The following is a 24,921-nucleotide window of genomic DNA, read 5'->3' on the forward strand; positions in this document are numbered from 1 at the left end:
GGGTGTGTCAGATGATCTGCTTACTGAGCGCGTTCAGTGCGGCGGCGGTGGCGCTGATCGGGAAGCGGGCGGCGTTGCGCAGGCCCGCGGTGCGCAGGTCGGCCAGGATGGCCGGGTCGGTCCGCAGACGGCTGAGGATCGAGGCCAGGGCGGCGGGGTCGGCCAGGTCGACGCTCAGCGCGGAGTCGGCCAGGACTTCGGTCAGGCCGGGTACCGGCTGATACAGCACCGGCAGGCCGCAGGCTTGGGCTTCGAGGGCGACCAGGCCGAAGGCTTCCTGGGTGGTGGAGGGCACGATGAGCGCGTCGTGATCGGTGAAGGCCTGCCACAGGTGGGTGCGGGCCAGCCAACCGAGATAGACCGGGTGGCAACCGGCCCACGCGAGGCGGGGCGCCATGGCGGCGTACTCGCCGGGCGGGGCGGCGACGCTCAGGTGACGGCCGCCGCCGGCGGCGAGGGTGCCGGCCACGGCGTCGAGGCCTTTTCCCGGAGTCAGACGGCCGGCATACAGCACCCGCAGCGACCCCTGCCGCCGCGGCCTCAAGTGGAGCGGGGTGTTCAGCAACGTGTCGGGGATGCCCCAGGGGATGTGTACGAGGCTGGCGCAGCGGGCGTCGGGCGCCAGCCGGTGAAGTTCGTCGGCCATGGCCGCAGTGGGCACGACGACGGCGCGAGCGGCTTTTGTGGCCTGGTGCAGGACGCGGCGCTGGGTGGGGTGGGCGGCGGCGAGCAGCAGGTCGGTTCCGTGGACCAGAGCCAGATGCGGGTGGCGTGGCAGCAGCCGGATCAGGGCGGCGGTGGCGCCGAAGGCCAGGTGTTGCAGGTGGACGACGCCGACGTCGCGCGGGTCGATCTGGGCGGCGAGGGCGTAGCGGAGTCTTTCGACGTAGGCCCAGAACCGCGGCCCGTCCAGGCACTTGCCGCCCACGGACAGCAGATTCACCCCGGCCGGGACGTCGGTGCGCGGGGTGGCGGGGGTGAGCATGAACACCTGCGCGTCGATCAGCGGGGGGATGCCGGCGTAGAGGTCAAACAGCAGTTCGACGCTGCCGCCGGGGCTGGCCGCGGGCAGGTCCAGCGCGGTGAGGACGAGGGTGTTCATGGGCTCTCTCCTTCGACCCCCTCATACAGGCGGGAGATGTCGGTACCGCCCAAGCTGGTGTACTCGCGGCCGACCACCTGGTTGCCGAAGATCATGTGCGGATAGATGCGCACCGGGCAGCCCTCCCTGAGCGGGTCCACCGGGCGGATGCCCTTCAACGGAGCCAGCCTGCCGCACTTCTACCTCCATCCAGCGGCTCGAACCATCACGCCCTCAGCCATGACAGCCGGGCCGGCTTCCGGCAGGACTCGACGCGTCAGCTGCAGGCCTCCCCTCCGCACAGACCTCCGTCGCGCTGGCTCGCACCCTGCAAGACAGTCTGCTGCCGCCGGTGCTGGCCATCCCGCCCGGCCTGGACACCAGCGCTCGCTATCTGCCCGCCGGGCAAGGCCTCACTGTGCTGGGCGATTTCTACGACCTGTTCAGCCGCCGGACCCTCGCGGTGGTGCGCGGCGCTGGGGGATGTCTCCGGTCACGGGTCTACTCGCCCCGTCCCCGGCGATCGACCGGCTGCTGATGGCCAGCGGGATGTCCGGCCATCAGCAGCCGTGAGCCTCGATCTCGCGGCCGCGGAGCAGCCCGAGCCGGCACTCGAGGCCACCTGATCTCCAGCCGGCAAGGCCGATCTTCGTCGCGTGGGTAACACGATCGGCTCGTGCGGGCCAGGGCGTGCGGGCCAGGGCGTGCGGGCCAGGGCGTGCGGGCCAGGGCGCTCGGCGGAGGCAACTGGTCAGCGTGACACGCTGACGATCACGTCTCTCCGACCGGAGCGCCCTGGCGATTCCCCCCTCAGAAAGGTCGCCGCCGTTTCCCCACTCAAGACCGGAAGCCCTCGCCGGAGAACCGGCAAAGTCACAAGAGCCCATCATGCGCGGTGATCACGCCGGCAACCTGACAGGTCACCGGATGGCAGCCGCCCACGGCACTCTCACATTCTCCTGGCGGGCGAACTGCCCACCTTCGTTCTCCCAGTCGTCTTGTCCCGCGTCTCGTTCTTCCCGAGGTCGAAGTGTCGGAGAGAGGTCCCGCTCGATGCTCGGGTCGGCGATGAAACCCGGGGAGGACCCGCCGTTCATGCTCGGGCCGTTCATGCTCGCGATAGCCGCAGCGAACGCCGTCCCGGCCACCGCTTCCGTGGCCTGTGGCGGTATCACCTGAAGCGTGATTTCCTGTTTTCCCCTGATGCTCAGGGTGACCAGCCGGCCGTCCATGGATCGGAACCATCCCACCCTGACCGCCCTGCCCGGAGCAGCGATCCGGTGCGGGATGTCGTCCCACGCGTCCACGTGCAGCCCGACTCGAAGGGTCATCTCCCCGAGGCACTGGTCGACGGCTGCGATGAGGGCCGGGAGTTCGGCCGCCGCATCGGTCGAGCGGGGCCACCATGTCCCGTCCACTGGCCCTACGTGGCCACGCGCAGGTGCGAGGGTCAGCCGTACGGCGGATGCTAGGGCCGGAGGTCTCGGTGGGACGCGAGCGGCGGGAATTGTTTGGAGTGAGGTGGCTTGCCTTGTCGTCATGATCGACCGGCCATCTCGGCCCGACTGGGACCGCAAGTAGTACAACGCCTCGGACGGCGCCGGCACGACCGCCGGCGTTCAAAATATCCTCGGTTAAGCCTATTATACGCTCCTCGGCAGATCTTTAGGAAACAAGCGCTCCCCTAGGGTTTACCGAATAGGGAGATCCGCATTCAATAACCCCATCACGTGTGGATTAATACTGAGCCTTTTCCACCCTGCGGCGCCAGGCCGCATGGGCGCGCGTCACAGCCTACGGAACTCGATCGTGTCGGATTCGTTCTCAACCCCGCGCCGGTACCGGCTGCGCCGCATGATTCCCGAAGGTTCAGCGACGCAGCCAGGCAATCTGGCGGATCAGTGCTCCGGCTACCCGTGCACCGGCCGGTGGACGGGTAGCCGGTGAATCACCGGTGGACGCTTCGGCGCACGTTGATCATGTTGTAGGCGATCAGGATGGCGCACGATCCTGCGATCGCAGCGACCCACGTGGGGAGGTTGAAGAATTCGCCGGTATCGCCGAGGTCGAAGAACAGAGCGGTGAGGGCGCCGCCGAACAGCGCACCCGCGGCGCCGAGCAGGCAGGTGACGACGATGCCTTGTACGTCCCTTCCCCCCACGACGAGCTGGACGACGCATCCTACGATGAGGCCGAGAATGATCCAGGCGATGATGCCCATGACCGACTCCTGAGTGACGATGAATGTGCTGGTCGGTTTCGTGTCGGATCATGACAGGAGAGTCGCCGCATTTCACCGCCTTCAGTTCGCCTTTCACTGCCCGCGCCGGCCGTACATGAAAGAAGCTCCAAGCCTTTCCGACTCGCCCCGCGCCTTGCATCGGCTACGTAGACCGAAAGCAACATCTTCAATATACGCCCAAAAATTCTCCCCGGATAGCACTAATCGAACCGAATTCCATCGAAGCGAGTACAATGGACTCGCTAAAGATATTTAGCGCGCCGGCAATCACGTCGGTGCCGTCCGAGGCGTTCCACACTGCGGCCCCAGTCGGGCCGAGACGGCCGGTCGATCATGACGACAGGGCAAGTCACCTCACCCGCTGCTCGCGTTCCATCCAGACCTCCGGCCGAAGCACCCGCCGTACGGCTGAGCCTCGGACCTGCGCGCGGCCAGGATGGCCCCGTGGACGGGCATTGTCCCTTTGGGGAGATCGCCCGCGGGACCGCACAGAGCCCGGGCTTGAGCCGCTGCCTGAATCCGGCTCTGATGAAAGGGGCCGACAGTGCCTGACAACTGCGTACTGATCATTCGATTTCACTCGCTGAACGGTGAAGACATCTCCATGATCAGTAAAGATTTCGACGGAGAGCAGGGAGCGCTCGAGGTGATCGCTCGCGCTCTTGACGAGCAGCGCAGCCTGGTTCTGACCCGCGCCAGGTACGACCGGGAGACCGAGACGAACGGCGTGGTCATCAACCTGGCCAACGTGGTGTTGGTGCGGGTGTCGAAGACAGACAGCGCCGAGGCGGGGCAGTACCTGTAGCCGGGGAAGCCGGCCCCGCGATTGACACCACTCCTGGCACTTTTGCGGCCGTCCTGGAATTGGCAACTCGATTGACGAGGAATCGGGTTCGGTCGGCTGTAGTGTTGTATGCAGGACGTGCACTCTCATGTGCAACGGCCTGGAAGGGACGACCCCGGCGCGAACACGCCGGGGTCGTTTTCGCGTCCAGCGAGCCCGCGTTCACCGCGACGCCGGTCGGCACGGCAACATCCGCTCAGGCCACCATCGGCAGGCTGCGGTCCAGGCCCGTGATGCGCGGCAGCTGGGACATGTACGGGCGGGGGCCTATGGGTGCCGGAAATGGTGTCACCCTAAGCGACCTGCGCGTACTCATGGATCAGCCGTCGGCGAGGGCGGATCGGCCGTCTGTTCGGCGGTGACTGCCTCAGGGTCCGGCGAGGTCGATGATGGTTGTAGTGATCGGCGTATTCCGCCAGTCGCAGATGCCGCTCGCCAGTGATCAACATCCGGTCCAGGCATTCGCGGCGTCCGCTACCGATCCACCGCTCGGCAATCGCGTTCATCCTGGGCGCCCGCACGGGCGTCGTGATGACCTTTACCCCGATCGAGGCGAACATCGCATCGAACATCGTCGTGAACTTCACGAAGCACCAGGATCTCCGCCTCCTGGGCTTCAGCGCCCCTGCCGAGCAGAACAAGCCGGCCACACAGCCTTCACAAAGATCATATAGAGCAGACGGAAGGCCACAAAGATCAAGCATGCCGGGTGGCCCTCGCCGACCGATGCTGTCTGAGGGACCCTTCCCAGCTCAGTGGAGGTGACACAGTTCTCGGCATCCACAGGCGAACGCTCAGAACGGCGGTGCCTGGGGTAGACGCAGGCAAAAGCAAGCGCCTCCTTGTTCGCCCGGTTCGAAGTAAGTGTCGCCACCATTGGCCCGGGCCAGGCTTTGGACGATCCACAGACCCAGCCCTGAGCCCTTGGTCTCCCGCCGGGTGCTCGATTCACGGCTGAACCGCTCGAACAGGCTCGGCCGGAACGCTTCGGGCACGCCGGGCCCGTTGTCGCACACCCGGATCTCCACGCTGTCGGGCTGCTCGGCCACCCGTACCTCGAACGGCGGGGCTCCGTATCGGAAGGCGTTCTCCAGATAGTTGATCAACATCTCTGACAACTCGGTACGATCCACCAGAGCCCGGACTTGGGGATCGCACGATACGTACACGTCCTTGGGCCGATCGGCGAACTCGGCCAGCCGTTCGAGGATCACCTCCAGCACCGGCACCGGCTCCACAGACACCCGCACGGCGTTCGCATCGATCTTCGCCACGGTGAGCAGCTTCTTGACCAGTGCCTGGAGATTCGCCGTGCGAACCGCGATGCGGTCGAGGACGTCGGCACGCTCCTCGTCGGAAAAGCTCTCCCCGGGCTCACGCAGCATGTCCACCAGCAGGCCGATCCCCGCCAGCGGGTTGCGGACTTCATGGGCGACCACGGCGATCACCATGCTGTGGCGTTCGAGTTCTGCTTCGAGCTGCTGTTCGGCCTCGCGCCGGAGGGTGACGTCGCGTAGCGCGGCGACGTACAGGTGTTCTCCTGCCACCGTCGCGGTGGTGGCGCGCATCTCGACCACTCGCGTCTGGCCGCCGCGCAGCATCAGGTCGATCTCGGTCGATTCGCCGTTGACGACCGGGTAGCCGAACGGGGTGCCGATGAGTTCGTCCGACGGCCGGCCGAGCAGTTCCTCGGCGGCGGGGTTGCAGATCCGAATCACACCGTCCTCGTCGACCGCGACGATCCCGTCCGCCAGCGCCGCCATGACCATGTGTCCGGCGTCGCGCCCGGGATCGGAGGGCCGCATCGGTTCGGTGTTCGGCCTCTCCGCGCTGTCGCGGGGCTCACCCATCAGCTCTCATCCTGGTCCCCGGCCATTGCGCGGTCCGGGTCGGTCGGCCACTCCGGGTGGCGTGGCAGTACGACGGCGTCGGGGAGCATGTGGAAGGCTTCGGTATAGGGGTCACCGATGTGCATACCGGCGCCATCGATGGCGACCTGGCGGACGGTGTGGTCATGTGCCGAGCCGCGCGTCTGCAGGACGGCGATGGCACGCCGGACCAAACCCGCCCCTTCGATGCAGGGCAGCAGGATCGTCACGTCGGCGATGCCGGCGATCTCCATGATCGGCGCTGTGAACATCGTCGTTCCCCCGCCGGTCGGTGCGGAGGTGAACAGGGTCGTGATCTCGTGCTGCCGCACGACCCCGCCCAGTGCGATGACGAAATCCAGCAGTGTCCGCGGCGTCGCTCTCCGCTCAAGGGCGGAGAGACCGTCGATGATGAGCCGAGCGGGGGCAAAGTCCGCAGTGTCTCTCGTGATACGCAGGAAATGATCCTCCACTGAGGCCACTTCGGGGTACGTGGCAGTTACTCGGAGCAGTCCCGACGCCTCCATGACGTCCAAGTCCAGACCCCAGCCGGCGGCGTTGCGGCCGAGTTGCCCGCGAGTCTCGTCGAAGGCATGGAAAAGGCAGCGTTCGCCCGCCCGGAACGCGGCATCGGCGAACTGTAGAGCCGCCAGGGTCTTTCCGCCGCCGTACGACCCGATGAGCAGGACGACCGCGTCCCGGAAGACACCGCCGCCCACCATGGCGTCCAGCTCACTGTTACCGGTGGAGACCCGCTCCTGCGATGCTCGGTCACGTGGCACGAGGAACGCGACCGGGATGATGACCAACCCGTCTTTCGGGTCGATGGTGAACAACCACTCCCCGGTGCGGTGAGTGGTGCCGCGGAACTTGACGATCTCGATCGTCCGGTGTCGTCTTTCGTTCCGCATGACGTTCCGCATGATCATGACGTTGTCGAATACGAACTCCTCGACGCCTTGCCGGGTGATGTGGTTGTATTCTGCGTCGCGTTCGGCGGTCAGGACCGAGGTGACCTCGAGCGACTCCAAGACCCTGGCGAGCCGATACAACTCGCGGCGAACGAGTTCCCGATCATCGAAACGCATGAAGACCGCGCCGAGCGAATCCAAGGAGACCCGTTTGGCGCCGATCTGACGCACGGCGCGATCGACGCGGGCCATCAGCGCGCCCAGGTCGTACGTCCCCACGGTGGGCGTCTGCTCACCGGCCTCCGGCGAGGCGTCGACGAACGTCCACTTTCCCTCGGCCTCCCAACGTGCGATGTCGAAGCCCAGGGAGCCGACGTTGCGGCGGAGATTCTCGGGTGTCTCGTCGAAGGCGACGAACACGCCGGGGTCGCCGAACCCGGTGATGCCCCGGGCGAGGAACTCCAGGCAGAACAGCGTCTTCCCGGTGCCGGTCGTGCCGGCCACGAGCGTGGACCGGCCGGCAGGAAGCCCCCCGATGGCGATGTCGTCGAAGCCGCTGATACCGGTCGGTGTCCGCCCGACCGTGGCACTGCCCGTCATTGCGCCTGCCCTTCTGGGGACGATCTGCCCACCTCAGGAAGGCCGAGCAAAGCTGCAGCCCGAGCCTGATCGGACAGATCTCCGATAACCCGGAAACTTGGGAGCGGCTTGGTCCTGATCACGATGGGGATGGCCAGAATCCGCTCCGCCTCCGCGAGATCCGGTTGTTCGGCGGCATCGATGACCTCGATCTCATGGCAGCCGGGAAGGTAGGTGTCACACAGGGCCCGCAGATTCGCCACCGCGGCCAGCGACCGCGGTGTCTGCCCTGCCACGTACAACCTGAACGAGTAGGTCGCCATCGGCGTCAACACCGCCGTGCCGTCAGGAACTCGTGTTCCGACCCGGCCGGATTCCCTTTCATGACGTCCCCCTCGCCACGCCGACCCGTGGCGGCCGACACGCTCATCACGGCCCTGGCCGCTTGCGCCCGGTGCCTATGCGCCGGTCGCCCCCCACCGGCGCCAATCGGCCCCTTCAACCCCGGTATACCCCCGCTGACCGCCCCGTTATCTGCCCGTCGATGTCGACCGGCGGCTGTCCGAAGCCCTGCAGGAGCAACCGGTGAAGCTGCCGGCCATCGCCGCCCACACCGGGGCCAGCCGTACCAGCCGCGCTGACCCACGACCACTTTCCGCCACGGCCTCAACCGTCCAAGACCGCTCTGGCCGCCGTTGATGTCCCTGTGGGTGCCAAGAACTCAGCCACCCTCTGCGACCTGCGCGTATTTGTGGATCAGCCCGCCGTGGCGGTCACGTCGGATCACCCCGCTGGCCGACTCCAGCAAGCCCGCATACGCGGCCGTACCGTCGCTGCGCGATGGGCAGATGGCCGTCACAACCGGTCACAAGCCCTTCCTGACGAGTGCCTGGTCGGCCGCGGAGCTGAGCAACTGCGCGGCGGCGGACACCTCAACGAGCTGACCGGATGTCATCGCCTCCAGGCAGACGGCGAGCTGGCGCAGGTCACCTTGATAAGCCCTGCTCATCGCGTTCTGAACGGCGAGATCACGGGAGGCTGCGCTGATCACCTTCAGGACGCTGACCAGGGCCTCGTCCACGTCATTGCGCAGATCCGGTCGCTGCCCAAGTTGGCCGTTCAACATCATTCCATTCAGCAGAGAGGTCCGTTTATGGCGGATCGCAGCGGGAGTCGCCCGTAAGGCTCTTCCACAGAGTCTTAGCCGCCGCCCCGTTGGGCAAAACGTAGCTCGCTGAGCTTGCATAGGGGGTCTTGTGGTGCGGGGGAACCCGGGGGTCCCATGGATGTGGTGCCGGTACGTCGTCCGCCCCGATCAGGTGAGGCGGTCGTTCACGTCGTAGGAGCACAAGGCCAACATGGCCTGAAAGTGACATTCATTCCCGTGAAAAGGGGATTGGCGTACCTCAATATTCGAGCAGTACACCCGCAGAAACAGCCATTTTACCAAGCGCTTGCTTGTGATAGCTGTACGGACTTAGAGTCGAGGAGATGTCCATGCTTGAAGGTCCTCTGGCCGGGTGCGGGTGCTGGAGCTGGCCGGGCTCGCCCTGGGCCCGTTCGCCGGGATGACGCTCGCCGACCACGGCGCCGAAACCGGTGGGGCGATCCGGTCGGCTTCACCGTCGACGAACCGTTGAGGAGGGAGCAGCCATGAACCTCGGCGGCCAAGGAGTGCTCGTCACCGGCGGTGGCAGCGGCATCGGGCTGGGCGTCGCCAAGCGCCTTGCCACCTCGGGCGCCGCCGTGACAATCTGCGGCCGCAGCGAGGATCGGCTGGCCGCCGCCTGCGCGAAGATCGGCAAGGCCGGCTACGTGGTGGCCGACGTGGCTGACGAGGAGCAGATGGCGGCGGCCGTACGGCGGGCGTGGGAGCACGCGGGCGACCGCCTGGACGGGGTGGTCGCCTCGGCGGGCGGCTCCGGCTGGCTCGGCCCGATCACCCGGCTGCCGATCGAGGAGTGGCAGAAGGTCATCGCGTCGAACCTGACCGGCACCATGCTGGCGCTCAAGCACTCCGCCGCGCTGATGGCCGCGGCGGGCGGCGGCTCGTTCGTGGCGATCTCCTCGATCGCCGCCTCCAACACCCACCGCTGGTTCGGCCCGTACGGCGTGGCCAAGGCGGGCATCGACCACCTGTGCATGCTGGCCGCCGACGAGCTCGGCCCCAGCGGCGTCCGGGTGAACGCGATCCGTCCCGGCCTGATCCGCACCGAGATGGTGTCGATCATCACCGATGCGGAGAACCCGGTCCTGGCCGACTATCAGGCCTGCACCCCGCTGCCCAGGGTGGGCGAGGTGGCGGACGTGGCCGCGCTGGCGGCCTTCCTCCTGTCGCCCGAGGCCTCGTGGATCACCGGCCAGGTCATCAACGTGGACGGCGGCCACTCACTGCGCCGCGGCCCCGACTTCTCTCCCTGGCTCGAACCCGCCTACGGCCGCGACGGCCTGAGAGGGGTGACACCTACCCAGACCCCATCCTGATATGACCGCCAAATCGTCGGCGCGAGCGATGCGGCGGCTCCGTGACACTCTCCCACCGGAGCTGACCATGCACGATCTTGTCATTCGCGCCGCCACCGTCGTCGACGGCACCGGCGCTCCGCCGTACACCGCCGACGTCGCCGTCACGGACGGCCGCGTCACCGAGGTCGCCCGCCAGAACGGCGCGGACCGGCCGGGGCGCGCCCGGCGCACCGTCGAGGCGGACGGGCTGCTGCTCACGCCCGGCTTCGTCGACCTGCACACGCACTATGACGGCCAGGCCACCTGGGACCCGCTGCTCGGTCCCTCGTGCTGGCACGGCGTCACCACCGTGGTCATGGGCAACTGCGGTGTCGGCTTCGCCCCCGCCAGGCCCGACCGGCGCGAGTGGCTGATCGGCCTCATGGAGGGCGTCGAGGACATTCCCGGCACCGCCCTATCCGAGGGGATCGCCTGGGAGTGGGAAAGCTTCCCCGAGTTCCTCGACGCGCTGGAGCGGCACCCGCACGTCCTCGACATCGGCACTCAGGTGCCGCACGGCGCGCTGCGCGCTTACGTGATGGGCGAGCGCGGCGCGCGCAACGAGCCCGCCTCCCCCGACGATGTCGCCAGGATGAAGCAGCTGGTCAAGGAGGGGATCGAGGCCGGCGCGCTGGGGTTCTCGACGAGCAGGACGCTGGCGCACAAGGCGATCGACGGCGAGCCGGTGCCGGGCACGTTCGCGGCGGAGGACGAGCTGTTCGGCATCGGCGAGGCGCTGCGCGAGCTCGGCAGGGGCGTCTACGAGATCGCACCGGCCGGAGCCGCGGGCGAGGACGTCAACGCGCCGATGAAGGAGGTTTCCTGGATGAGCAGGCTGGCCGAGGCTATCGACCGGCCGGTGACCTTCGCGCTGCTGCAGATCGACTCGGTGCCCGACCTGTGGCGTGAGCTGCTGAGCGAGTCGGCCAAGGTGGCGCGGCTGCACCCGCAGGTGGCCTGCCGGCCGTTCGGGATGCTGATCGGCCTGGAGGCGCTGCACGCCTTCGCCGATCACCCCTCATATCAGGACATTTGCACCTTGCCGCGCCACGAGCGTGTCCACCGCATGCGCGACCCCCAGGTCAAGCACCGCATCCTCCACGAGGTCCCGAAAGAGGAGGACATGCTCGCGGCCCTCTGCCGCGGTTTCACCGACCGCCTCTATCCGCTGAATCCAGAAAATCCGGACTACGAGCCGCACCCCAGCACCTCCGTCAAGGCCCAAGCCGAGCACCAGGGCCGAGAGCCGCTCGAGCTGCTGTACGACCTCATGCTGGAGGACGACGGCCAGGCGATCTTCCTTCTGCCGATACTCAACTACGCCAACGGCGACCTGGACGCCCAGCGCGAGATGCTGCTGCACCCGCAGGCCGTACTCGGGCTCGGCGACGGCGGCGCGCACTGCGGCTTCATCTGCGACGCCTCCATGCCCACCACGATGCTCTCCCACTGGGCGCGCGACCGCTCGCGCGGTCCACGGCTGCCGCTGGAGCACGTCGTCAAGCTGATGTCGCGCGACACCGCCCGGCTGTACGGCCTGCACGACCGCGGCACGATCTCCCTCGGTATGAAGGCCGACCTCAACCTCATCGACTTCGAGCGGGTAGGCAACCACCGCCCGCGAATGGTGCACGACCTGCCCGCGGGCGGACGCAGGCTCATCCAGCGGGCCGACGGCTACGTCACCACCTTCGTCGGCGGCATCCAGACCTTCTCTCACGGCGAGCACACCGGGGCACTGCCCGGCCGGCTGATCAGGGGCGGAGCATGAGCGAACTGTTCAGGACGACGGAAGCGGCGATCGCGGACAGGAAGGCCACGGCCGGCCACCGGACCGGCATCGACCTGCTCGACGGCGACATGTACGCGGCCGATCCCTGGTCGCTGTACGCCTGGCTGCGCGAGCACTCCCCCGTCCACTACGACGAGGCGAACGACCTGTGGGGCATCTCCCGCCACGCCGACATCTCCGCCATCGAGCGCGATCCCAAGCTCTGGACCAGCACCGGCGGCTACCGCCCGCAGCTGCCGTCCGACCCCTCCATGATCGGCATGGACGATCCGCAGCACGCCGAGCGCCGCCGCCTCGTCTACCGCCGCTTCACCCCGCGCTACGTGCACGAACGCTACGCCGAGCGGATCAGGGCGGTGGTGGTCGAGCAGATCGGCCAGGCGCTGGAGGAGGGCACGGTGGACGCGGTGCCCGCGCTGGCCGCGCCGCTGCCCGCCCGGATGATCGGCTGGCTGCTCGGCTTCCCAGACTCCGATTGGCCCAAGCTCAAGCACTGGTCGGAGACGACGATCGCAGCAGGGGGCGGCCTGCGCTACGTCACTCACGAGGCCGCGGTCGCCGCCGGGGAGTTCGGCCTGGCCGTGCTCGACCTGGCCGCCGAGCGCCGCAAGTGCCCGCACGACGACCTCATGTCGCTGTGGTCGGCACGGCCCGACTACGACGACGAGCACCTGGCCAACGAGGCGCTGCTGCTGCTCGACGGCGGCGCGGAGACCACTCGCACGGTGATCGCCACCGCCATCGACGCGCTGATCAGGCACCCGGACCAGTGGCGGCTGCTACGCGAGGACCCGTCGCTGGGAGAACGCGGTCGAGGAGTTCATCCGCTGGACCACCCCGATCCTCAACATGTGCCGCGCCGCCACCCGCGACACCGAGCTGCACGATCACACCATCAGAAAGGGCCAGCAGGTCCTGCTCATGTACGGCTCGGCCAACCGCGACCCGGCGGTCTTCGCCGACCCCGACGTGTTCGACGCGACCAGGAAGCCGGGCGGCCACATCGCCTTCGGCCTGGGCACGCACTTCTGTCTCGGCGCGGCGCTGGCCCGGCTGGAGCTGAAGATCTTCTTCGAGGAGTGGGTGGCCAGGGTCGACTCGGCCGCATGGGCCGACGCGGAGGGGCCGCGGCTGATGCGCAACTCGTTCGTGCGCGGCATCACGTCCTTCCCGATCGTCCTGGAGGCGCGGTGATCAACCTCGCGGACGTCTTCGAACGCGCCGCGGACGCAGTGCCCGGCCGGCTCGCGCTGGTCGCGGGCGGGGTCCGGCTGACCTACCGCGAGCTGGACGAGCGCGCCAACCGGGTGGCGCACTGGCTCCAGGTCCAAGGGGTACGGCCGGGCGAGCACGTGGGCATCCTGTCCTGGAACCGCGCGGAATGGCTGGAGAGCATGATCGGCTGCTTCAAGGCCAGGGTGGCGCCGGTCAACGTCAACTACCGTTACGTCGAGCGGGAGCTGGCCGATCTGCTCGGCGACGCCGACTGCGTGGCGCTGCTGGGCGAGGCCGACCTGCTGGCCAGGGCGCCTTTCGACGGTCCCGTGCTGGCCTTCGGCGAGCCGTACGAGCGGGCGCTGGCGGGCGTGCCGGGCGGAAGGGACTTCGGGCCGCGGTCGGGGGACGACCCGTACATCCTCTACACCGGCGGTACGACCGGGCTGCCCAAGGGCGTGTTGTGGCGTTCGGAGGACATCTACCTCTCGGCGATGAGCGTCTACTCGGGGCCCATCGAGGATGTTTCGGAGCTGTGCTTCGGGCCCGAGGGGCTGCGCTTCCAGGTGCACGCGCCGCTGATGCACGGCAACGGGCAGTGGAGCACCTGGATCTGCCTGTCGGCGGGCGGCACGGTGATCCTGTGGACGGGGCGGCACTTCGATCCGTCCGCGGTGCTGGAGCTGGCCGAGCGCGAGCGGTCGCAGGTGCTGTCGTTCGCGGGGGACGGCATGGCCAGGCCGGTCGCCGACGAGCTGGGGCGCCGGCCGTACAAGCTGGAGGTCTTCTCGGTGGGGTCGGGCGGGGCCCCGCTGTCGGCGACGACGCGCGAGAGGATCCGCGCGGCGCTGCCCGACGCGATGATCGTCGACAACTACGGCGGGTCGGAGACGGGCGCGGTAGGGGCCGCCGCCGAGGAGGAACGGCCCAGGTTCGCGCTGGGTCCCGGCTTCGCCGTGCTCGGCCCCGATCACCTGCCGGTACGGCCAGGCGAGCAGGGCATGCTGGCCAGATCAGGAAACATCCCGGTCTGCTATTACAAGGATCCGGTGAAGTCGGCGAGCACCTTCGTCACCGGGCCGGACGGGACCCGCTGGGCGCTGCAGGGCGACCACGCGATCCTGCACGAGGACGGCACCGCGCTCATGCTCGGCCGGGGCTCGATGGTGATCAACACCGGTGGGGAGAAGGTGTTCCCCGAGGAGGTGGAGATCGCCGTGCGCAGCCACCCGAAGGTGTACGACGCGCTGGTGGTCGGTACGCCCGATCCGCTGTTCGGCCAGCGGGTGACAGCAGTGGTCGCAGGTGAGGTGACGCTGGAGGAGCTGGCCGAGCACTGCCGCGGGCGGCTCGCGGGTTACAAGATCCCGCGTCCGTGTGCTCGGCGCTACCGCTCACCCGACGGCCGCGACACCGACCCGATGATCCGCCAGACGAGGCCGCCTTCGACCACCCCCGTCCCACCGGCGTTCCGGGCGGCCTCCACGCCTCCCTACCGCAAGCTGAGTAGGCCCTACTCATGAACTCCAGGGGTAGATCACTAACAATCTCCTCATATCCCCGCTGAGGAGGCCCTGGAATGCACCGCCGGCATCGCGGAGTGATCCGTACCATCCTGGTTTTCGCCCTGATGGCCGTCGCGGCCCTGATCCCGCTGCCCGGGCACGCGGCCGATCCGGTCCAGGCCGCGTGCGAGTTCCCCGCGGGCGGGCTTTTCCTCATGGAAGGGGACAAGTTACCCAGCGAGCTCACGCTCACCAACGGCACGGACAGCCTGGTGACCTTCACCGTCACCATGCGGGAGAACTTCCACTACGGCCGCGAGCACCTCGTCCACGAGCGCGCCGTCGTCGGGTCGGCGACCTTCCGCGGCGAGCTCGACCTAGGCCCGGCGTACGGCCTGGGCCTGGGCCCGGCCGACATCGTGCTGGACATCAGATCCTCGGCGACGGGCAGCACCGTCCTGGCCACGTGCACGGTTACCATCCGGGTGCTGGCGCTCCCGGATTCAGACGGCGACGGCCTGCCGGACGAGTGGGAGACCAAGGGCATCGACTACGACAGGGACGGCGACGTCGACTACCACCTGGAGGAGCGGGCCGACCCGCACCGCAAGGACGTCTTCGTGGAGATAGACGCCATGACGTGCCAGGCCGCCTACTGCAGGAGCCGTCCCCGCAGGCTCTCGGACGAGGCGGTGCTCGCGGTGTTCTGGGAGTTCGCCGAGCACGGGATCGCCCTCCACGTCGACCGCGACGAGGACACGGTGACGGAGGTCGAGGGCCTGCTGTTCGATGTGAAGGGATCGGACGGCCTGGACGACTTCGACGACATCAAGTCCGGATTCACCGATCGCCCGTGTGACGGCCGGTTCGGCGCCCCCAACGAGCGCTCCTCCCGTAACTGCGTGAACGTCCTGGGCGCCAAGCGGCTGGCCTTCCACTACGCGCTGTCCGCCCACGCCATCACGGGCAGGGGCACCACGTCGGGATTCGCCGAGCTCGGTGACGACTCCGCCACCACGGTCGCCGACGCCCAACGCACCGGCCGGGCGCTCCCCGGCGGCAACGACTTCCTCATCACGCTCGGTGCCTGGACCGACGACATGATCACCGCCAACGGCGGGTTGGCGGACGTCGAGGCCGGCACGTTCATCCACGAGCTCGGCCATAACTTGGGTCTTCAGCATGGAGGGAGCGACCCGATCAACTGCAAGCCGAACTACACCAGCGTGATGAACTACCTCTACCAGTTCCCCGGCTCCAACGTGGATTGGAAGCCCGACTACCAGAACTGGGCGCATGGCACGCTCAAGGAGGACGCCGGCCTCGACGAGACGGGCCCCGCCGTACCCGACGCCTACACCTCGATCGTCTACGGCGTGGACGGCGTGCGGCGCGACGCCTCCTCCACCGAGCCGCTGGACTGGAACGGCAACAAGATCGTGGAGACCGCCGCGACGGCCGACGTCAATCACATCGCGCTGGGCAACGACACCACCTCCTGCCCGGCCTCACCCAAGCAGACGCTCACCGCCTGGGAGGACTGGAGCCGCCTGCGGTTCAACTTTCGCGAGAGCCGCATGTTCGCCGAGGGCGCCCACCGGGGCGTGACCGGCGCCGGCGCGCAGGAGATCACCGGCGAGGCCGCCCAGAGCCTGCACTCGCCCATCGACCTGGCCGTCACCAAGACCGTGGACAAGCCGCAGGCGGACGCCGGCGACACCCTCACCTACACCGTCCAGGCCACCGGCCGAGGAGCGGGCACGCCCACGAACGTCTCCCTCGCCGACACCCTCCCGGACGGAACCACCGTCATCCGCTCCCTGAGCGCGCTGCCGGCCACCGAGACGTTCACCTACACGATCCCGTGCACGGCCGCGGACGGCTCGACTGTCACCAACAACGTGCGGATCTCGGGCACCAACCAGTACGGGTCCCCGGAGCACGGCACGCTCGGCGACAACACCGCGGCGGCTTCCACCACGGTCCGCCGACCCGTCCCCGGTCTGACGGTGACCGCCACGCCCTCCGTGAACGCGGGCGAGCCGATCTCGTACGCACTCGAATACCGCAACACGGGCACCGGAGCGGCCTCCTCGGCCACGATCACCGCCACACTCCCGGCTGGGGTGTATTACAGCACTTCCCTCGACGAGGGCGCGGGCCCTCGTCCCACCGCCGTCATCGGTAACCCCGACGGGACGACCACCCTGCGGTGGGAAACCGGGCGGATCGCTCCGGGTTCCGCGCCCGGCACGATCGCGTTCACCGCGCGCCCGAGCCTGCTGCACACCGATGGTGCCGGCCTCACGGTGCCGGTGTCGGCGCGCTTCAGCAGTGGCGGCTGCGACTTCGCCGCACCTGCCGCGACTGCGAGCACGGGGATCACCGCTGTCGCGCCTACCCGCGATCCGATGATCGTCACGCTCTGGGCTCTGCGGACCTCGCTTCACACACCCGAGAACCTGGCTCGCGTCCAGGCCACCGACGTCCGGTTCGACACCGGCGCCGACGGGTCGTTGTCCCGGGCCGACGTTTCGGACGCCTTCCGGCTGCCGTTGCTTCAGCCGCGTACACTCCGGGCAGAGTTGCTGGCGGCCTGCCTCAACCTGGCCACCCGCCGGGTCGGTGCCGAGACGGAGCTTCGGTCGCTCACGGCGGGACGGCTTGGGTTGCGGACGGTCGGCGATGCCGTCCGGTACGCGCAGGCCACGCTCGATCTGCCGCTGTCGGGGAATCTACTGCGGTACACGGCGACTACCACCTTGTTGGTGGAGATCAACAGTGGGATCGGGGTGCGGTGGCGGTGATCTCGCATGCGGGCTGCTCGCCGACGCGTATTTCTCCCCCGCTGTACGAGGAGCACTTCCGCAGCGTGCTCAGCTATGTCCGAAGTGGGCAGCTCTCGGGGGTGGCGATCTACGCGAGCGCTCTTGCGGTGCCTACCTCAGCCCCTGGAGGCGCCGTTCGCGTGCCAGTGGGCCCAGTCGGCTCCCCCATGCCGGACATACAGTGCCAATCGTTTCTTCAAGGGACATCCCGCCAGCGTTATGATCTTCCTTTGGTCGGGCGCGTTGATCAGCCGGGCCGATTTCCATGCTGACGGGGGCCGTGCAGGCGGCCCTATGATTGGACGGGAAGATCGATTATGAGGCGCGCACTTATCGGGTTAGGCATCGGCTTAGGTCTGCTGGGCTCCACTGTCGTCTCCGCGCCGGCTCAGGCCGCGAGCCCGGTGACGGTCCCTCTGGCCTCCACTGTGTCGACGGCTCAGCAGGTTGCGGCGTTCTGGCTCGCCAACGGGGCCGCCAATCTGAAGAACGCCACACCCTACGCCGTGCAGACCGTGGTCCATGGAGAACGCCTTTCCACCGCAGTCGTCCCGGACGGGAAGCCCGGCTACGTCGGGCCGGTGCAGGGCCCGCTCTCGCCGAAGGGGAAGCTGCCCACGACCTCGGGCAAGGTGTTCTTCGTCGGCGCCGACGGTCAGCCGCACTGGTGTACGGGCACCGCCATACAGTCGAACTACCGCAACCTCGTCGCCACGGCCGGTCACTGCGTGTACGACACCCAGCGCGCTGGCGCCACGCTCGACAAGTGGGTCTTCGTTCCCGGCTACTCCGAGGGCACGACCCCGTGGGGCCTGTACGTCGGAAAGCAGGCCGTCGCCCATTACGACTTTGACGTGTACACGGACTACAACCGCGACTTCGCCTTCGTGAACGTGTACAACGGCGTCGTCTCGTCTTCTTCCGACATGCCGACCAACACCGGGAGGCTGGTCGACAACGTCGGCGGGCAGGGCTTCGCCTACAACCAGCCGACGACCCCCTCGGTCGACGTCTTCGGCTACCCGGCCGGCCCCAACCCCGACGGAACCCGGCCCTATACCGGCCACACCCTCGAATCGTCCACTGGGCCGACATTCACCATGAAGCTCTCCGACCTCCCCGCCGACCAGCTCATCGGCGTCGACTCCCGGTTCACCGGTGAAGGCGCCCTCGGCGCCTCCTGGCTGTACAACTACAGCAGAGACATCCGCGCCGGCTACCTCAACGGAATCACGATCAGCGTCTCCGACACCGACGGCGATAACCGCTACGACACCGGCGTCTCCCCGTACTTCGACGGCGAGGTGGCTGCGGTCTACTCCACCGCCGCCCAGTTCGCGACCGGCCCCATCGCGTAGAAGGCCGCCGCACCCGCCCGTCAAGGCGGGTGCGGCGGGCCCCACTCGCTGAAGCGGGCCAGATGGCCCGTGCCTTCAGTGGCCACACCTCGGACCCCACACCGAAAGCCTCAGGAAGCGTTGCGGTACAGGTCCCGCCTCTCGGGCAACTGCTCGAGGCCGGCCGACTGGTAGGCGGCGACGGCGCCGACGTTGGAGCTCGGGCAGCACGCGACCACTTACAGGCCGGATTCGAGGTGAGCCAGCGCAGCGTCGAGGAGTTGCCGGTGGCGTTGGGTGAAACCTTCGGAAAGGTCGTTCGCGGCGGCGTTCCAGGCGGCGATGGCGACTCCGATGGCAGCTCCTGAGACGGTGAGGAGATGGATGTCGTCGGTGGAGCGGTTGAGGCGCAGGGCGAGGGCTTCGGTGAGCAGCGGCAGCGCGGCGGCGATCTGGCCGGGGACTCGGGCACGCAGGTCGGGGACGCTGCGCAGCAGTTCTTCGCGTTGCCGGTTGAGCGTGTGTTGTTCAGCTGTGGCGGTGTCGATGAGCGAGGTGATGGCATTGCGCAACGCACCGACGAGGCTCGTTTCTTCGAGATGCTGTGGGAGCGCGTCGATCACCATCAAGTCGGCGATGTCATGCAAGACGAGGTCGGCTTTGGTGGGGAAGTAGCGAAAGAACGTCGCCCGTGAGACTTCGGCGGCTTCGGCGATCTCGTCGATCGTGGTGGTCTCGTAGCCGTTCTCGGCGAACAGGCGCATGGCTTCGCGTTGGATCGAGGCCTGGGCCCTGGCCTTCTTGCGTTCCCGTAGCGACACCGGGCTGGTGTCGTCGGCCGACCGTCGTCTCGCCATCGTTCACTCCCGGCTGGATTCGCCCGCCTGCGGGCCGCGGAACCGTTCGGTCATCTGTCGTAGCTTGTCGAGTTGCCCTGCCTCGCCGATGGCCATCCCCCATAGCTGGTGGGCGGTGTGGAAACCGAGGTCGTCGACGAACGCGCGCTTCCACGGCCTGCTGGCGATCGCATGGGTGAGCAGCCGTGAGGCGCGTGGTCGCGCCATCATCATCTCAGCGATCTCCCAGGCCCTCGGCAGCAGGCGCTCGCGTGGCAGTACCTCATTGACCAGGCCGAGCCGGAGCGCGGTTGGCCCGTCGATCGGTTCGCCGGTGTACATGTAGTACGACGCGCGTTTGGTGCCGATCGTGTGTTGCAGGGTCAGCCCCATCCCGTCTCCTGGCACCCCACCGCCCAGGAAATGCGGGTCGAAGAAGTCGGCGTCCTCCGCGCAGAGGGTGATGTCGCAGGCCGTGGCGAACTCGCAGTGCGTGCCCGGTCCGTTGACCGCGGCGATGGTGGGGATGTCTATGGCGGACACGAAGTTCTCCAGCAGCTTGACCATGTCGCCGTACATCTTGAGCTGGCTGTCGGTGCTCCACTGCGGGAATGGGGTGTGCCACAGCTCGGCCGGATCGCCGGTGTGCCACCGTTCACCGGTCCCGGTGATGATCAGGACCTCGTTCTCCGGGTCGTTGCCGACCTCGGCCCACGCCTGATGCCAGGCATTGTGGCCGACCCAGCTGTGCCTGAACGGCCCGCCGTCGGTGTGCATCCGCAACTCGATGATCCCGTCCCGGCGAGTCATCACGAAGAACTCCTCGTACTTCTTGGAGTACTCCTCGAACGGCGTCGGCGTGACGCGACCGTCCCATGGTGACAGTTGCTCTGGCATGTGCTGCTCCTGACTGATCGAACTGCTCGTCTGGTGTCCCACTGTTCCCATAATGATACTAGTCTCAATTGAGACTAGTATCATTATGGGGGGGAAATTGACTGACGTCGTGCTCGACCTGGCCGGCAGCCTGATGGGCTCACCCTGGCTCTACCTGGTGTTGTTCCTGTGCGCGATGCTGGACGGCTTCTTGCCCCTCCTGCCCAGCGAGGGCATCCTGCTCCTGTCTGGAGCGTTCGCTGCCACCGGCCGTCCTAACGTTGTGCTGGTGGCCCTAGTCGCAGCCTTCGGCGCCTTCGTCGGCGATCACATCTGCTATCTGATCGGGCGGCGCCTCGGGCCGCCTGCGCTACGCCGCCTGCGGCCCGGCACAAAACGCCACACCGTTGCCAGATGGCTGTCCGAACTCCTCGATCGTCGCGGTGGCGTCATCGTCATCATCGGCCGATTCCTTCCTGGTCTACGGTCGATCACCACACTGACCGCCGGAGTGACCGCCTACCCGTGGCGTGCCTTCGCGCTCTTCGACGCGATCGGCGCACTGATGTGGGGTATCTCGGGTACGTGCCTGGGCTACTTCGCCGGCACCGCATTCCAGGAATCGCCGGCGCGGGGACTGGTCGTCGCGCTCGTCCTAGTGGCCGTAGTGATCACGATCAACGAAATCGCCCGGCATGTACAGCGCCGCCGTCTGAGGTCGTCCAGCGGTGGGGATGATTCTTCGGACGTGCGGGAATGAGGTTCATTTCGATCCTGCCGAGGGACGCTGCGGGTGAGCCTCCCGACTGATCGCGAGGCGGCCGCGTACGGCCGCTATGTGGGTGCTCCTACGCGCGTTCCGAATCGCTCGGGCCATCGACCCAACCAAGACCTGCGTCGACATGGTCCAGCCCAACCACCCGACCCCCTCGATTTCCCAGACCGCCGACGTGATGCGTCGGCTCCGCAACGATCTCCTTGTCACACGCACGGGACCGGCGCTACCTCTGCCGCCCCTTCCCTACGGTAGGCCGAACCTGTCGGGCGGCGGTTGGATGAAACTCACTGCCGTGGCTTCAAGGGTCAGCCGCCGCTTGAGCAGCACCGTCTCGACCACCAGGAAGTCGCACGTGATGATCGTGTGGGCTTGAGCGGTCAGGAACTGCCGCCAGCTCGGCCCGGCCCAGCGGAGTACCGGATCGATACCGGCCGCGTGCAGGATCCCCCACACCGTAGGGCCGCGATCGTGTAGCCCAGGTGAGGAGCCTGGGTCGGTGCGGCTCAGTCCGGGGGCGGCCGTAGGGTGGCCGTCGGTCCGAAGAGGCGGTCGAGGTGGTAGTCGATGATCGCGGTGGCGGCCTCGTGGCTGCGCTGTCGGCCCAGGACGCTGGCGGTCAGACCGTTGGCGAGAGCCAGAAGTGCGGCGACCTCGGTGCGCGGGTCGCGATCGGAGGCGAGGTCCCCGGCCTGCTGCGCGGTGGTGAGCCGGGTGGTGAGGAAGTCTTCCAGCGCGTCGGGTCGGGTGAGCGCGGCCGCGGCGAGCGCCGGGTCGGTGAGGGCGGCGGTGTAGTAGGCGGTCCAGGCCAGCGAGTCCAGTCGGCTCTGTTCGTCGGAGGGCAGGATCGCGCCGAGGACGGCTTCGAAGACACTTCGCGTGGACAGCCCGCCCGTGGCGGCGGCGGCCCGCTGCTTGACTCGGCGGTCCAGGCGGGCGGCCAGCTCGGCGAGGCCGGAGTCGAGCAGGGCCTGCTTGTCGGTGAAGTAGTACTGGACGACGCGCAGCGAGACCCCGGCCTCGGCGGCGATCTCACGCATGGACACCGCCTGCAAGCCGCGGGTGCTGGCGATGCGCAGCAGCGCCTCGGTCAACTGGCGTCGCCGCTCATCATGGTCCACCTGTCGGGGCATGCCGGTTTCCTAGCTGCGGTCCGTGCTGTGCTCCGGGGGTGCAATCTCGGATCGGCCTTGGCCAGGGAAGGTGAGGATTCGCTCTGTGACCAGGTCTGGAGCTTCGACGGGCAGCGCGTGTCCGGTGTCGGGCACGATCTCCACCCGCCACGACGGCGCGATCTCGGCCAGCCGCGCGGCCACGGCCTGCGCGTCGTGCACCGCGCTGCGGGCGCCCAGCAGCACCTGTACAGGCACGGACAGCTCACGCACCTGCTCGTCGGTGTAGGCGGGCGGGATGGGCAGCCGCCGGCGGAAAGACCGGCCGGCCAGCATCAGCTTCATCAGCACATCCTCGCGCAGCGCGCCGTTGCCCACTGCGCCGGCGACACGGCGTCGTAGCGCACGAGGAAGCAGGGCGGCCATACCGCCGACGATGACCCACCGGTAGAACCGCCCGGTCAACGGCGCGAAGCCGACCGGATCCACCAGCGTCAGCGATGCGACTCGGCCGCGCCCGCCAAGCTGCTGTTCCACCGCGGTCCAGCCGCCGTAAGAGGAACCCACCACATGTGCGCGCTCGGCGCCGACCGCAGCCAAGACGTCGGTGAGCCAGCCACCGACCTCGGCACCGGTCGCAAGCGGCTGCGTCTGAACCGAGCGGCCGGGCTCGCCGAGCGGGTCGACGGCAAAGACCGGACGCATCCGCGCCAGCGGCTCGATGTAGCGGTACCAGGCCAGCGCGTTCCCACCAGCACCGGCCAGGAGGACCACCGGATCCCCCTGGGCGGGCCCGGCCCGGTGGATCCGCACACTGCCGGCGCGGGTCCCGACGTCGATGGTGTCCACCGGCACTGGCCACAGCTCGCCGAGAACTCGGTCATAGGCGGCGAGGTACTTGTCGCGGGCATTGTCGCTGGTGAAGGCCGACGGCCGGTCGGGGGCGCGCATGGTGACCTCATCTCCCCTTGTATGGATACAGTCGTATCCTAACAGTTGGGGCCCCCGTCCCGTAGCAATCGCGAAAATCCAACAACCCGTCCCTGACCTGCGGCGATTCTTCGCGGCTGGTCAGGCCGGCAGCTCAGCGATGTCTACTTGAACCGGCCCTTTAACCCGGTCCGGTCCGTACGGCTCAACCTCGGGTACCTCGCATGAGACGGAATTGAGGAAGCAGAAGGCGTTCGGCTACCTCCAGCACAGGGGCCCGGGCCGGACCCGATGACTTCGCAGGCGACCGTAGCGGCCCCGTTCGTCATGCTGAACTGCGGCAACGGCTGACTCCGGATCGCGAGGGGGTCGGGATGCTCAATGAACCGGTCGAGGCGATCCGGATGGTGCTCGGGCTTGAGGTGGAGCGGCTGACGCCCAGGAGAGCCGTGTCGACCTGCGCCTCCCTGAGCACGTCAGCGAACAACACGTCATCACGCTCGACAAGCGCTGGGCCGCGAGGATGTGGCGGTGGACGAGGGGCGAGTCTCGCTCGGTGCCGAGATGGCCGGCGTCCTAACGGCGCCGGACCGAAGCGGCTTGCTGCTCTTCGCGTGGCATGGTTCACGAAGAGCAGCGCGCGTGCTGCGGCGGCCGTCACCTGTTAATCGGTTCAGCCCGTGTAGTCGGTGGTGTGGGTCTCAGCGCCGGTCGGCCACAGATATTTGCCGTGGTCGGCGGCCGAATAGGCGCGGTTGTCATCTCCTGGACGGGCTTGAATGACATTGCGGCGCCAGGTGGAGCCGCGGGCCGACCCGCTCCAGAAGTTGCCGTACAGGAAACCGTACAACTGCTCGAGTTCCGCCGAGAAGACGTTGTCGGTGACGGTGATGTTCTTGGCGTTGTTGACGGTGCCAATGCTGACGGCATAGCCCCAGCCGGAGACGTAGTTGTTCGTGAACTTGATGTTCTCGTACACGCCGCCGCCCTGCAGGGCCAGGGCATTGGTGTTGCCCAACGAGGCCAGGGTGTTGTGGTGGACGGTCATGGGACCGCCGTTGCCTTCGCTCTGCGGACCTATGCCGTCGTGATGATAGACGTCACGCGCCGTGTCGGCCATGTCGTGGATGTAGTTGTTCGTCCACGTCGACGGGCGGCCCGGGAAACCCGTCACCATGAGCATGCCCGCGTTGCCCCAGATGTCATTGTGGTCCATGACGGCCACGGCTTCCTTCATCGTCGTGACGTACTGCCAGGACTTCTTGTAAGGCGTACCGGGCTTGGAATGAGCCGACGAGACGGTGCCATCGTTCCCCGGGGGCCGCGAGAAGGAACTCGGCTTGAACGTCGAGTAAAGGAACTTGATCTTCTTGTCCGAGTAGATCTGGACGAGATTGTCATCGGGACTGGTGCCCTCGAACAAGCAGCCGACGAACGTGAGATTGTCGCCGTAGATATAGACCTTCAATGCCCGGAAGCGCTTGAAGGAGATGACGCTGTTGTCGGGGAATCGGAGCGTCAGCGGTTTGGTGTCGCTCATCTTCGGCGCGTAGTCGGTGAGCTTGCCCGGGTACTTGCCCAGGCCCAGACCTCCGGCATTGGCCGGCGTCTTGGCATAACCGGTGTTCGAGAAGTCCGGCCAGTATCCGGAACCGTCGTTGGGCCGGGCGTCGATGCCCGGAACC

The 24,921-nt window shown here is 67.7% G+C and carries 25 protein-coding genes; 9 read left to right on the plus strand and 16 right to left on the minus strand.

Annotated features, from left to right (window positions below):
• Window positions 1–7 precede the first annotated feature (7 nt).
• From AB0B45_RS31670 to AB0B45_RS31685, 4 genes are all read right to left on the minus strand, one after another.
• Window positions 8–1,102: a glycosyltransferase family 4 protein gene (locus tag AB0B45_RS31670; protein ID WP_358138073.1), complete on the minus strand. Its 1,095-nt coding sequence runs from the start codon at window positions 1,100–1,102 to the stop codon at window positions 8–10.
• Window positions 1,099–1,260 carry a hypothetical protein gene (locus AB0B45_RS31675; protein ID WP_358138076.1) on the minus strand — a complete coding sequence of 54 codons (162 nt, stop codon included), beginning with the start codon at window positions 1,258–1,260 and terminating at the stop codon, window positions 1,099–1,101. The genes AB0B45_RS31670 and AB0B45_RS31675 overlap by 4 nt, the downstream gene beginning before the upstream one ends.
• A gap of 741 nt (window positions 1,261–2,001) precedes the next feature.
• Window positions 2,002–2,622, minus strand: coding sequence for a DUF5994 family protein (locus tag AB0B45_RS31680; RefSeq protein ID WP_358138078.1), 621 nt, complete (start codon window positions 2,620–2,622; stop codon window positions 2,002–2,004).
• Window positions 2,623–3,029: 407 nt separating this feature from the next.
• The gene (locus tag AB0B45_RS31685) at window positions 3,030–3,302 is read right to left on the minus strand and encodes a GlsB/YeaQ/YmgE family stress response membrane protein (RefSeq protein WP_358138081.1); all 273 of its coding nucleotides are present in this window, start codon (window positions 3,300–3,302) and stop codon (window positions 3,030–3,032) included.
• Between the two features lie 625 nt (window positions 3,303–3,927).
• Here AB0B45_RS31685 and AB0B45_RS31690 point away from each other — a divergent pair.
• Window positions 3,928–4,128 (plus strand): hypothetical protein, encoded by a 201-nt coding sequence (locus tag AB0B45_RS31690; protein WP_358138084.1) that lies wholly within the window; start codon window positions 3,928–3,930, stop codon window positions 4,126–4,128.
• A gap of 332 nt (window positions 4,129–4,460) precedes the next feature.
• On the opposite strand, the gene AB0B45_RS31695 is transcribed toward AB0B45_RS31690, so the two are convergent.
• The 5 genes from AB0B45_RS31695 to AB0B45_RS31715 all read right to left on the minus strand — a co-directional run bounded on the left by AB0B45_RS31695 (window position 4,461) and on the right by AB0B45_RS31715 (window position 8,654).
• Window positions 4,461–4,754, minus strand: a complete 294-nt coding sequence (locus AB0B45_RS31695) for an integrase core domain-containing protein (RefSeq protein WP_358138087.1) — start codon at window positions 4,752–4,754, stop codon at window positions 4,461–4,463.
• Between the two features lie 207 nt (window positions 4,755–4,961).
• On the minus strand, window positions 4,962–6,017 hold the full coding sequence (locus AB0B45_RS31700) for a PAS domain-containing sensor histidine kinase (RefSeq protein WP_358138090.1): 1,056 nt from the start codon (window positions 6,015–6,017) through the stop codon (window positions 4,962–4,964).
• Window positions 6,017–7,546 (minus strand): circadian clock protein KaiC, encoded by a 1,530-nt coding sequence (gene kaiC, locus AB0B45_RS31705; RefSeq protein WP_358138093.1) that lies wholly within the window; start codon window positions 7,544–7,546, stop codon window positions 6,017–6,019. The genes AB0B45_RS31700 and kaiC overlap by 1 nt, the downstream gene beginning before the upstream one ends.
• Complete coding sequence (locus AB0B45_RS31710; protein ID WP_358138096.1) at window positions 7,543–7,848, minus strand: circadian clock KaiB family protein; 306 nt, start codon at window positions 7,846–7,848, stop codon at window positions 7,543–7,545. Before AB0B45_RS31710 ends, kaiC begins: the two co-directional genes overlap by 4 nt.
• Window positions 7,849–8,390: 542 nt before the next feature.
• Window positions 8,391–8,654, minus strand: coding sequence for a hypothetical protein (locus tag AB0B45_RS31715; protein ID WP_358138098.1), 264 nt, complete (start codon window positions 8,652–8,654; stop codon window positions 8,391–8,393).
• Between the two features lie 391 nt (window positions 8,655–9,045).
• Between AB0B45_RS31715 and AB0B45_RS31720 the strand changes: the two genes are divergently transcribed.
• From AB0B45_RS31720 to AB0B45_RS31730, 3 genes are all read left to right on the plus strand, one after another.
• A complete protein-coding gene (locus AB0B45_RS31720; RefSeq protein WP_358138101.1) occupies window positions 9,046–9,165 on the plus strand; it encodes a CoA transferase in 120 nt (39 codons plus the stop codon).
• 13 nt (window positions 9,166–9,178) lie between these two features.
• On the plus strand, window positions 9,179–10,009 hold the full coding sequence (locus AB0B45_RS31725; RefSeq protein WP_358138103.1) for an SDR family oxidoreductase: 831 nt from the start codon (window positions 9,179–9,181) through the stop codon (window positions 10,007–10,009).
• Window positions 10,010–10,076: 67 nt separating this feature from the next.
• Window positions 10,077–11,801 carry an amidohydrolase family protein gene (locus AB0B45_RS31730; protein WP_358138106.1) on the plus strand — a complete coding sequence of 575 codons (1,725 nt, stop codon included), beginning with the start codon at window positions 10,077–10,079 and terminating at the stop codon, window positions 11,799–11,801.
• Here AB0B45_RS31730 and AB0B45_RS31735 read toward each other — a convergent pair.
• The gene (locus AB0B45_RS31735; RefSeq protein ID WP_358138108.1) at window positions 11,747–12,583 is read right to left on the minus strand and encodes a hypothetical protein; all 837 of its coding nucleotides are present in this window, start codon (window positions 12,581–12,583) and stop codon (window positions 11,747–11,749) included. The genes AB0B45_RS31730 and AB0B45_RS31735 overlap by 55 nt on opposite strands.
• 88 nt (window positions 12,584–12,671) lie before the next feature.
• On the opposite strand from AB0B45_RS31735, the gene AB0B45_RS31740 reads away from it, so the two are divergent.
• The 4 genes from AB0B45_RS31740 to AB0B45_RS31755 all read left to right on the plus strand — a co-directional run bounded on the left by AB0B45_RS31740 (window position 12,672) and on the right by AB0B45_RS31755 (window position 18,728).
• Entirely contained in the window at window positions 12,672–13,016 is a 345-nt protein-coding gene (locus tag AB0B45_RS31740; protein ID WP_358138111.1) for a cytochrome P450, read from the plus strand.
• Window positions 12,929–14,560 carry an AMP-binding protein gene (locus tag AB0B45_RS31745; RefSeq protein WP_358138113.1) on the plus strand — a complete coding sequence of 544 codons (1,632 nt, stop codon included), beginning with the start codon at window positions 12,929–12,931 and terminating at the stop codon, window positions 14,558–14,560. Before AB0B45_RS31740 ends, AB0B45_RS31745 begins: the two co-directional genes overlap by 88 nt.
• A 77-nt stretch (window positions 14,561–14,637) precedes the next feature.
• Complete coding sequence (locus AB0B45_RS31750; RefSeq protein WP_358138116.1) at window positions 14,638–17,349, plus strand: hypothetical protein; 2,712 nt, start codon at window positions 14,638–14,640, stop codon at window positions 17,347–17,349.
• A gap of 338 nt (window positions 17,350–17,687) precedes the next feature.
• On the plus strand, window positions 17,688–18,728 hold the full coding sequence (locus AB0B45_RS31755; protein WP_358138119.1) for a hypothetical protein: 1,041 nt from the start codon (window positions 17,688–17,690) through the stop codon (window positions 18,726–18,728).
• Between the two features lie 218 nt (window positions 18,729–18,946).
• Here AB0B45_RS31755 and AB0B45_RS31760 read toward each other — a convergent pair whose 3' ends face one another.
• Together AB0B45_RS31760 and AB0B45_RS31765 are read right to left on the minus strand one after the other, a co-directional pair.
• Entirely contained in the window at window positions 18,947–19,564 is a 618-nt protein-coding gene (locus tag AB0B45_RS31760; protein ID WP_358138122.1) for a TetR family transcriptional regulator, read from the minus strand.
• A 3-nt stretch (window positions 19,565–19,567) separates the two neighbouring features.
• Entirely contained in the window at window positions 19,568–20,440 is an 873-nt protein-coding gene (locus AB0B45_RS31765) for an enoyl-CoA hydratase/isomerase family protein (RefSeq protein WP_346117409.1), read from the minus strand.
• A gap of 97 nt (window positions 20,441–20,537) precedes the next feature.
• Between AB0B45_RS31765 and AB0B45_RS31770 the strand changes: the two genes are divergently transcribed.
• Entirely contained in the window at window positions 20,538–21,179 is a 642-nt protein-coding gene (locus AB0B45_RS31770; RefSeq protein WP_358138125.1) for a DedA family protein, read from the plus strand.
• A 261-nt stretch (window positions 21,180–21,440) separates the two neighbouring features.
• Here the strand turns inward: AB0B45_RS31770 and AB0B45_RS31775 are convergent, their stop codons facing one another.
• The 4 genes from AB0B45_RS31775 to AB0B45_RS31790 form a co-directional block, all read right to left on the minus strand.
• Window positions 21,441–21,650, minus strand: a complete 210-nt coding sequence (locus AB0B45_RS31775) for a hypothetical protein (protein ID WP_358138127.1) — start codon at window positions 21,648–21,650, stop codon at window positions 21,441–21,443.
• Window positions 21,651–21,700: 50 nt separating this feature from the next.
• Complete coding sequence (locus tag AB0B45_RS31780) at window positions 21,701–22,327, minus strand: TetR family transcriptional regulator C-terminal domain-containing protein (protein WP_358138130.1); 627 nt, start codon at window positions 22,325–22,327, stop codon at window positions 21,701–21,703.
• A 9-nt stretch (window positions 22,328–22,336) separates the two neighbouring features.
• Window positions 22,337–23,257 carry an alpha/beta fold hydrolase gene (locus tag AB0B45_RS31785; protein ID WP_358138131.1) on the minus strand — a complete coding sequence of 307 codons (921 nt, stop codon included), beginning with the start codon at window positions 23,255–23,257 and terminating at the stop codon, window positions 22,337–22,339.
• A gap of 652 nt (window positions 23,258–23,909) precedes the next feature.
• Window positions 23,910–24,776 carry a hypothetical protein gene (locus tag AB0B45_RS31790; protein ID WP_358138134.1) on the minus strand — a complete coding sequence of 289 codons (867 nt, stop codon included), beginning with the start codon at window positions 24,774–24,776 and terminating at the stop codon, window positions 23,910–23,912.
• Window positions 24,777–24,921 lie beyond the last annotated feature (145 nt).

It is taken from the genome of Nonomuraea sp. NPDC049152 (assembly GCF_040648355.1).
Classification (GTDB): domain Bacteria; phylum Actinomycetota; class Actinomycetes; order Streptosporangiales; family Streptosporangiaceae; genus Nonomuraea.

Excerpts from the sequence above, each read along its gene's own strand:
- AB0B45_RS31670 (WP_358138073.1), bottom strand. The coding sequence starts at position 1,102 with ATGAACACCCTCGTCCTCACCGCGCTGGACCTGCCCGCGGCCAGCCCC.
- AB0B45_RS31685 (WP_358138081.1), bottom strand. The coding sequence starts at position 3,302 with ATGGGCATCATCGCCTGGATCATTCTCGGCCTCATCGTAGGATGCGTC.
- AB0B45_RS31700 (WP_358138090.1), bottom strand. The coding sequence starts at position 6,017 with ATGGGTGAGCCCCGCGACAGCGCGGAGAGGCCGAACACCGAACCGATG.
- AB0B45_RS31765 (WP_346117409.1), bottom strand. The coding sequence starts at position 20,440 with ATGCCAGAGCAACTGTCACCATGGGACGGTCGCGTCACGCCGACGCCG.
- AB0B45_RS31725 (WP_358138103.1), top strand. The coding sequence starts at position 9,179 with ATGAACCTCGGCGGCCAAGGAGTGCTCGTCACCGGCGGTGGCAGCGGC.
- AB0B45_RS31755 (WP_358138119.1), top strand. The coding sequence starts at position 17,688 with ATGAGGCGCGCACTTATCGGGTTAGGCATCGGCTTAGGTCTGCTGGGC.
- AB0B45_RS31690 (WP_358138084.1), top strand. The coding sequence starts at position 3,928 with ATGATCAGTAAAGATTTCGACGGAGAGCAGGGAGCGCTCGAGGTGATC.
- AB0B45_RS31715 (WP_358138098.1), bottom strand. The coding sequence starts at position 8,654 with ATGATGTTGAACGGCCAACTTGGGCAGCGACCGGATCTGCGCAATGAC.
- AB0B45_RS31745 (WP_358138113.1), top strand. The coding sequence starts at position 12,929 with ATGGGCCGACGCGGAGGGGCCGCGGCTGATGCGCAACTCGTTCGTGCG.
- AB0B45_RS31730 (WP_358138106.1), top strand. The coding sequence starts at position 10,077 with ATGCACGATCTTGTCATTCGCGCCGCCACCGTCGTCGACGGCACCGGC.
- AB0B45_RS31760 (WP_358138122.1), bottom strand. The coding sequence starts at position 19,564 with ATGGCGAGACGACGGTCGGCCGACGACACCAGCCCGGTGTCGCTACGG.
- AB0B45_RS31680 (WP_358138078.1), bottom strand. The coding sequence starts at position 2,622 with ATGACGACAAGGCAAGCCACCTCACTCCAAACAATTCCCGCCGCTCGC.
- AB0B45_RS31710 (WP_358138096.1), bottom strand. The coding sequence starts at position 7,848 with ATGGCGACCTACTCGTTCAGGTTGTACGTGGCAGGGCAGACACCGCGG.
- AB0B45_RS31785 (WP_358138131.1), bottom strand. The coding sequence starts at position 23,257 with ATGCGCGCCCCCGACCGGCCGTCGGCCTTCACCAGCGACAATGCCCGC.
- AB0B45_RS31790 (WP_358138134.1), bottom strand. The coding sequence starts at position 24,776 with ATGAGCGACACCAAACCGCTGACGCTCCGATTCCCCGACAACAGCGTC.
- AB0B45_RS31740 (WP_358138111.1), top strand. The coding sequence starts at position 12,672 with ATGTGCCGCGCCGCCACCCGCGACACCGAGCTGCACGATCACACCATC.
- kaiC (WP_358138093.1), bottom strand. The coding sequence starts at position 7,546 with ATGACGGGCAGTGCCACGGTCGGGCGGACACCGACCGGTATCAGCGGC.
- AB0B45_RS31780 (WP_358138130.1), bottom strand. The coding sequence starts at position 22,327 with ATGCCCCGACAGGTGGACCATGATGAGCGGCGACGCCAGTTGACCGAG.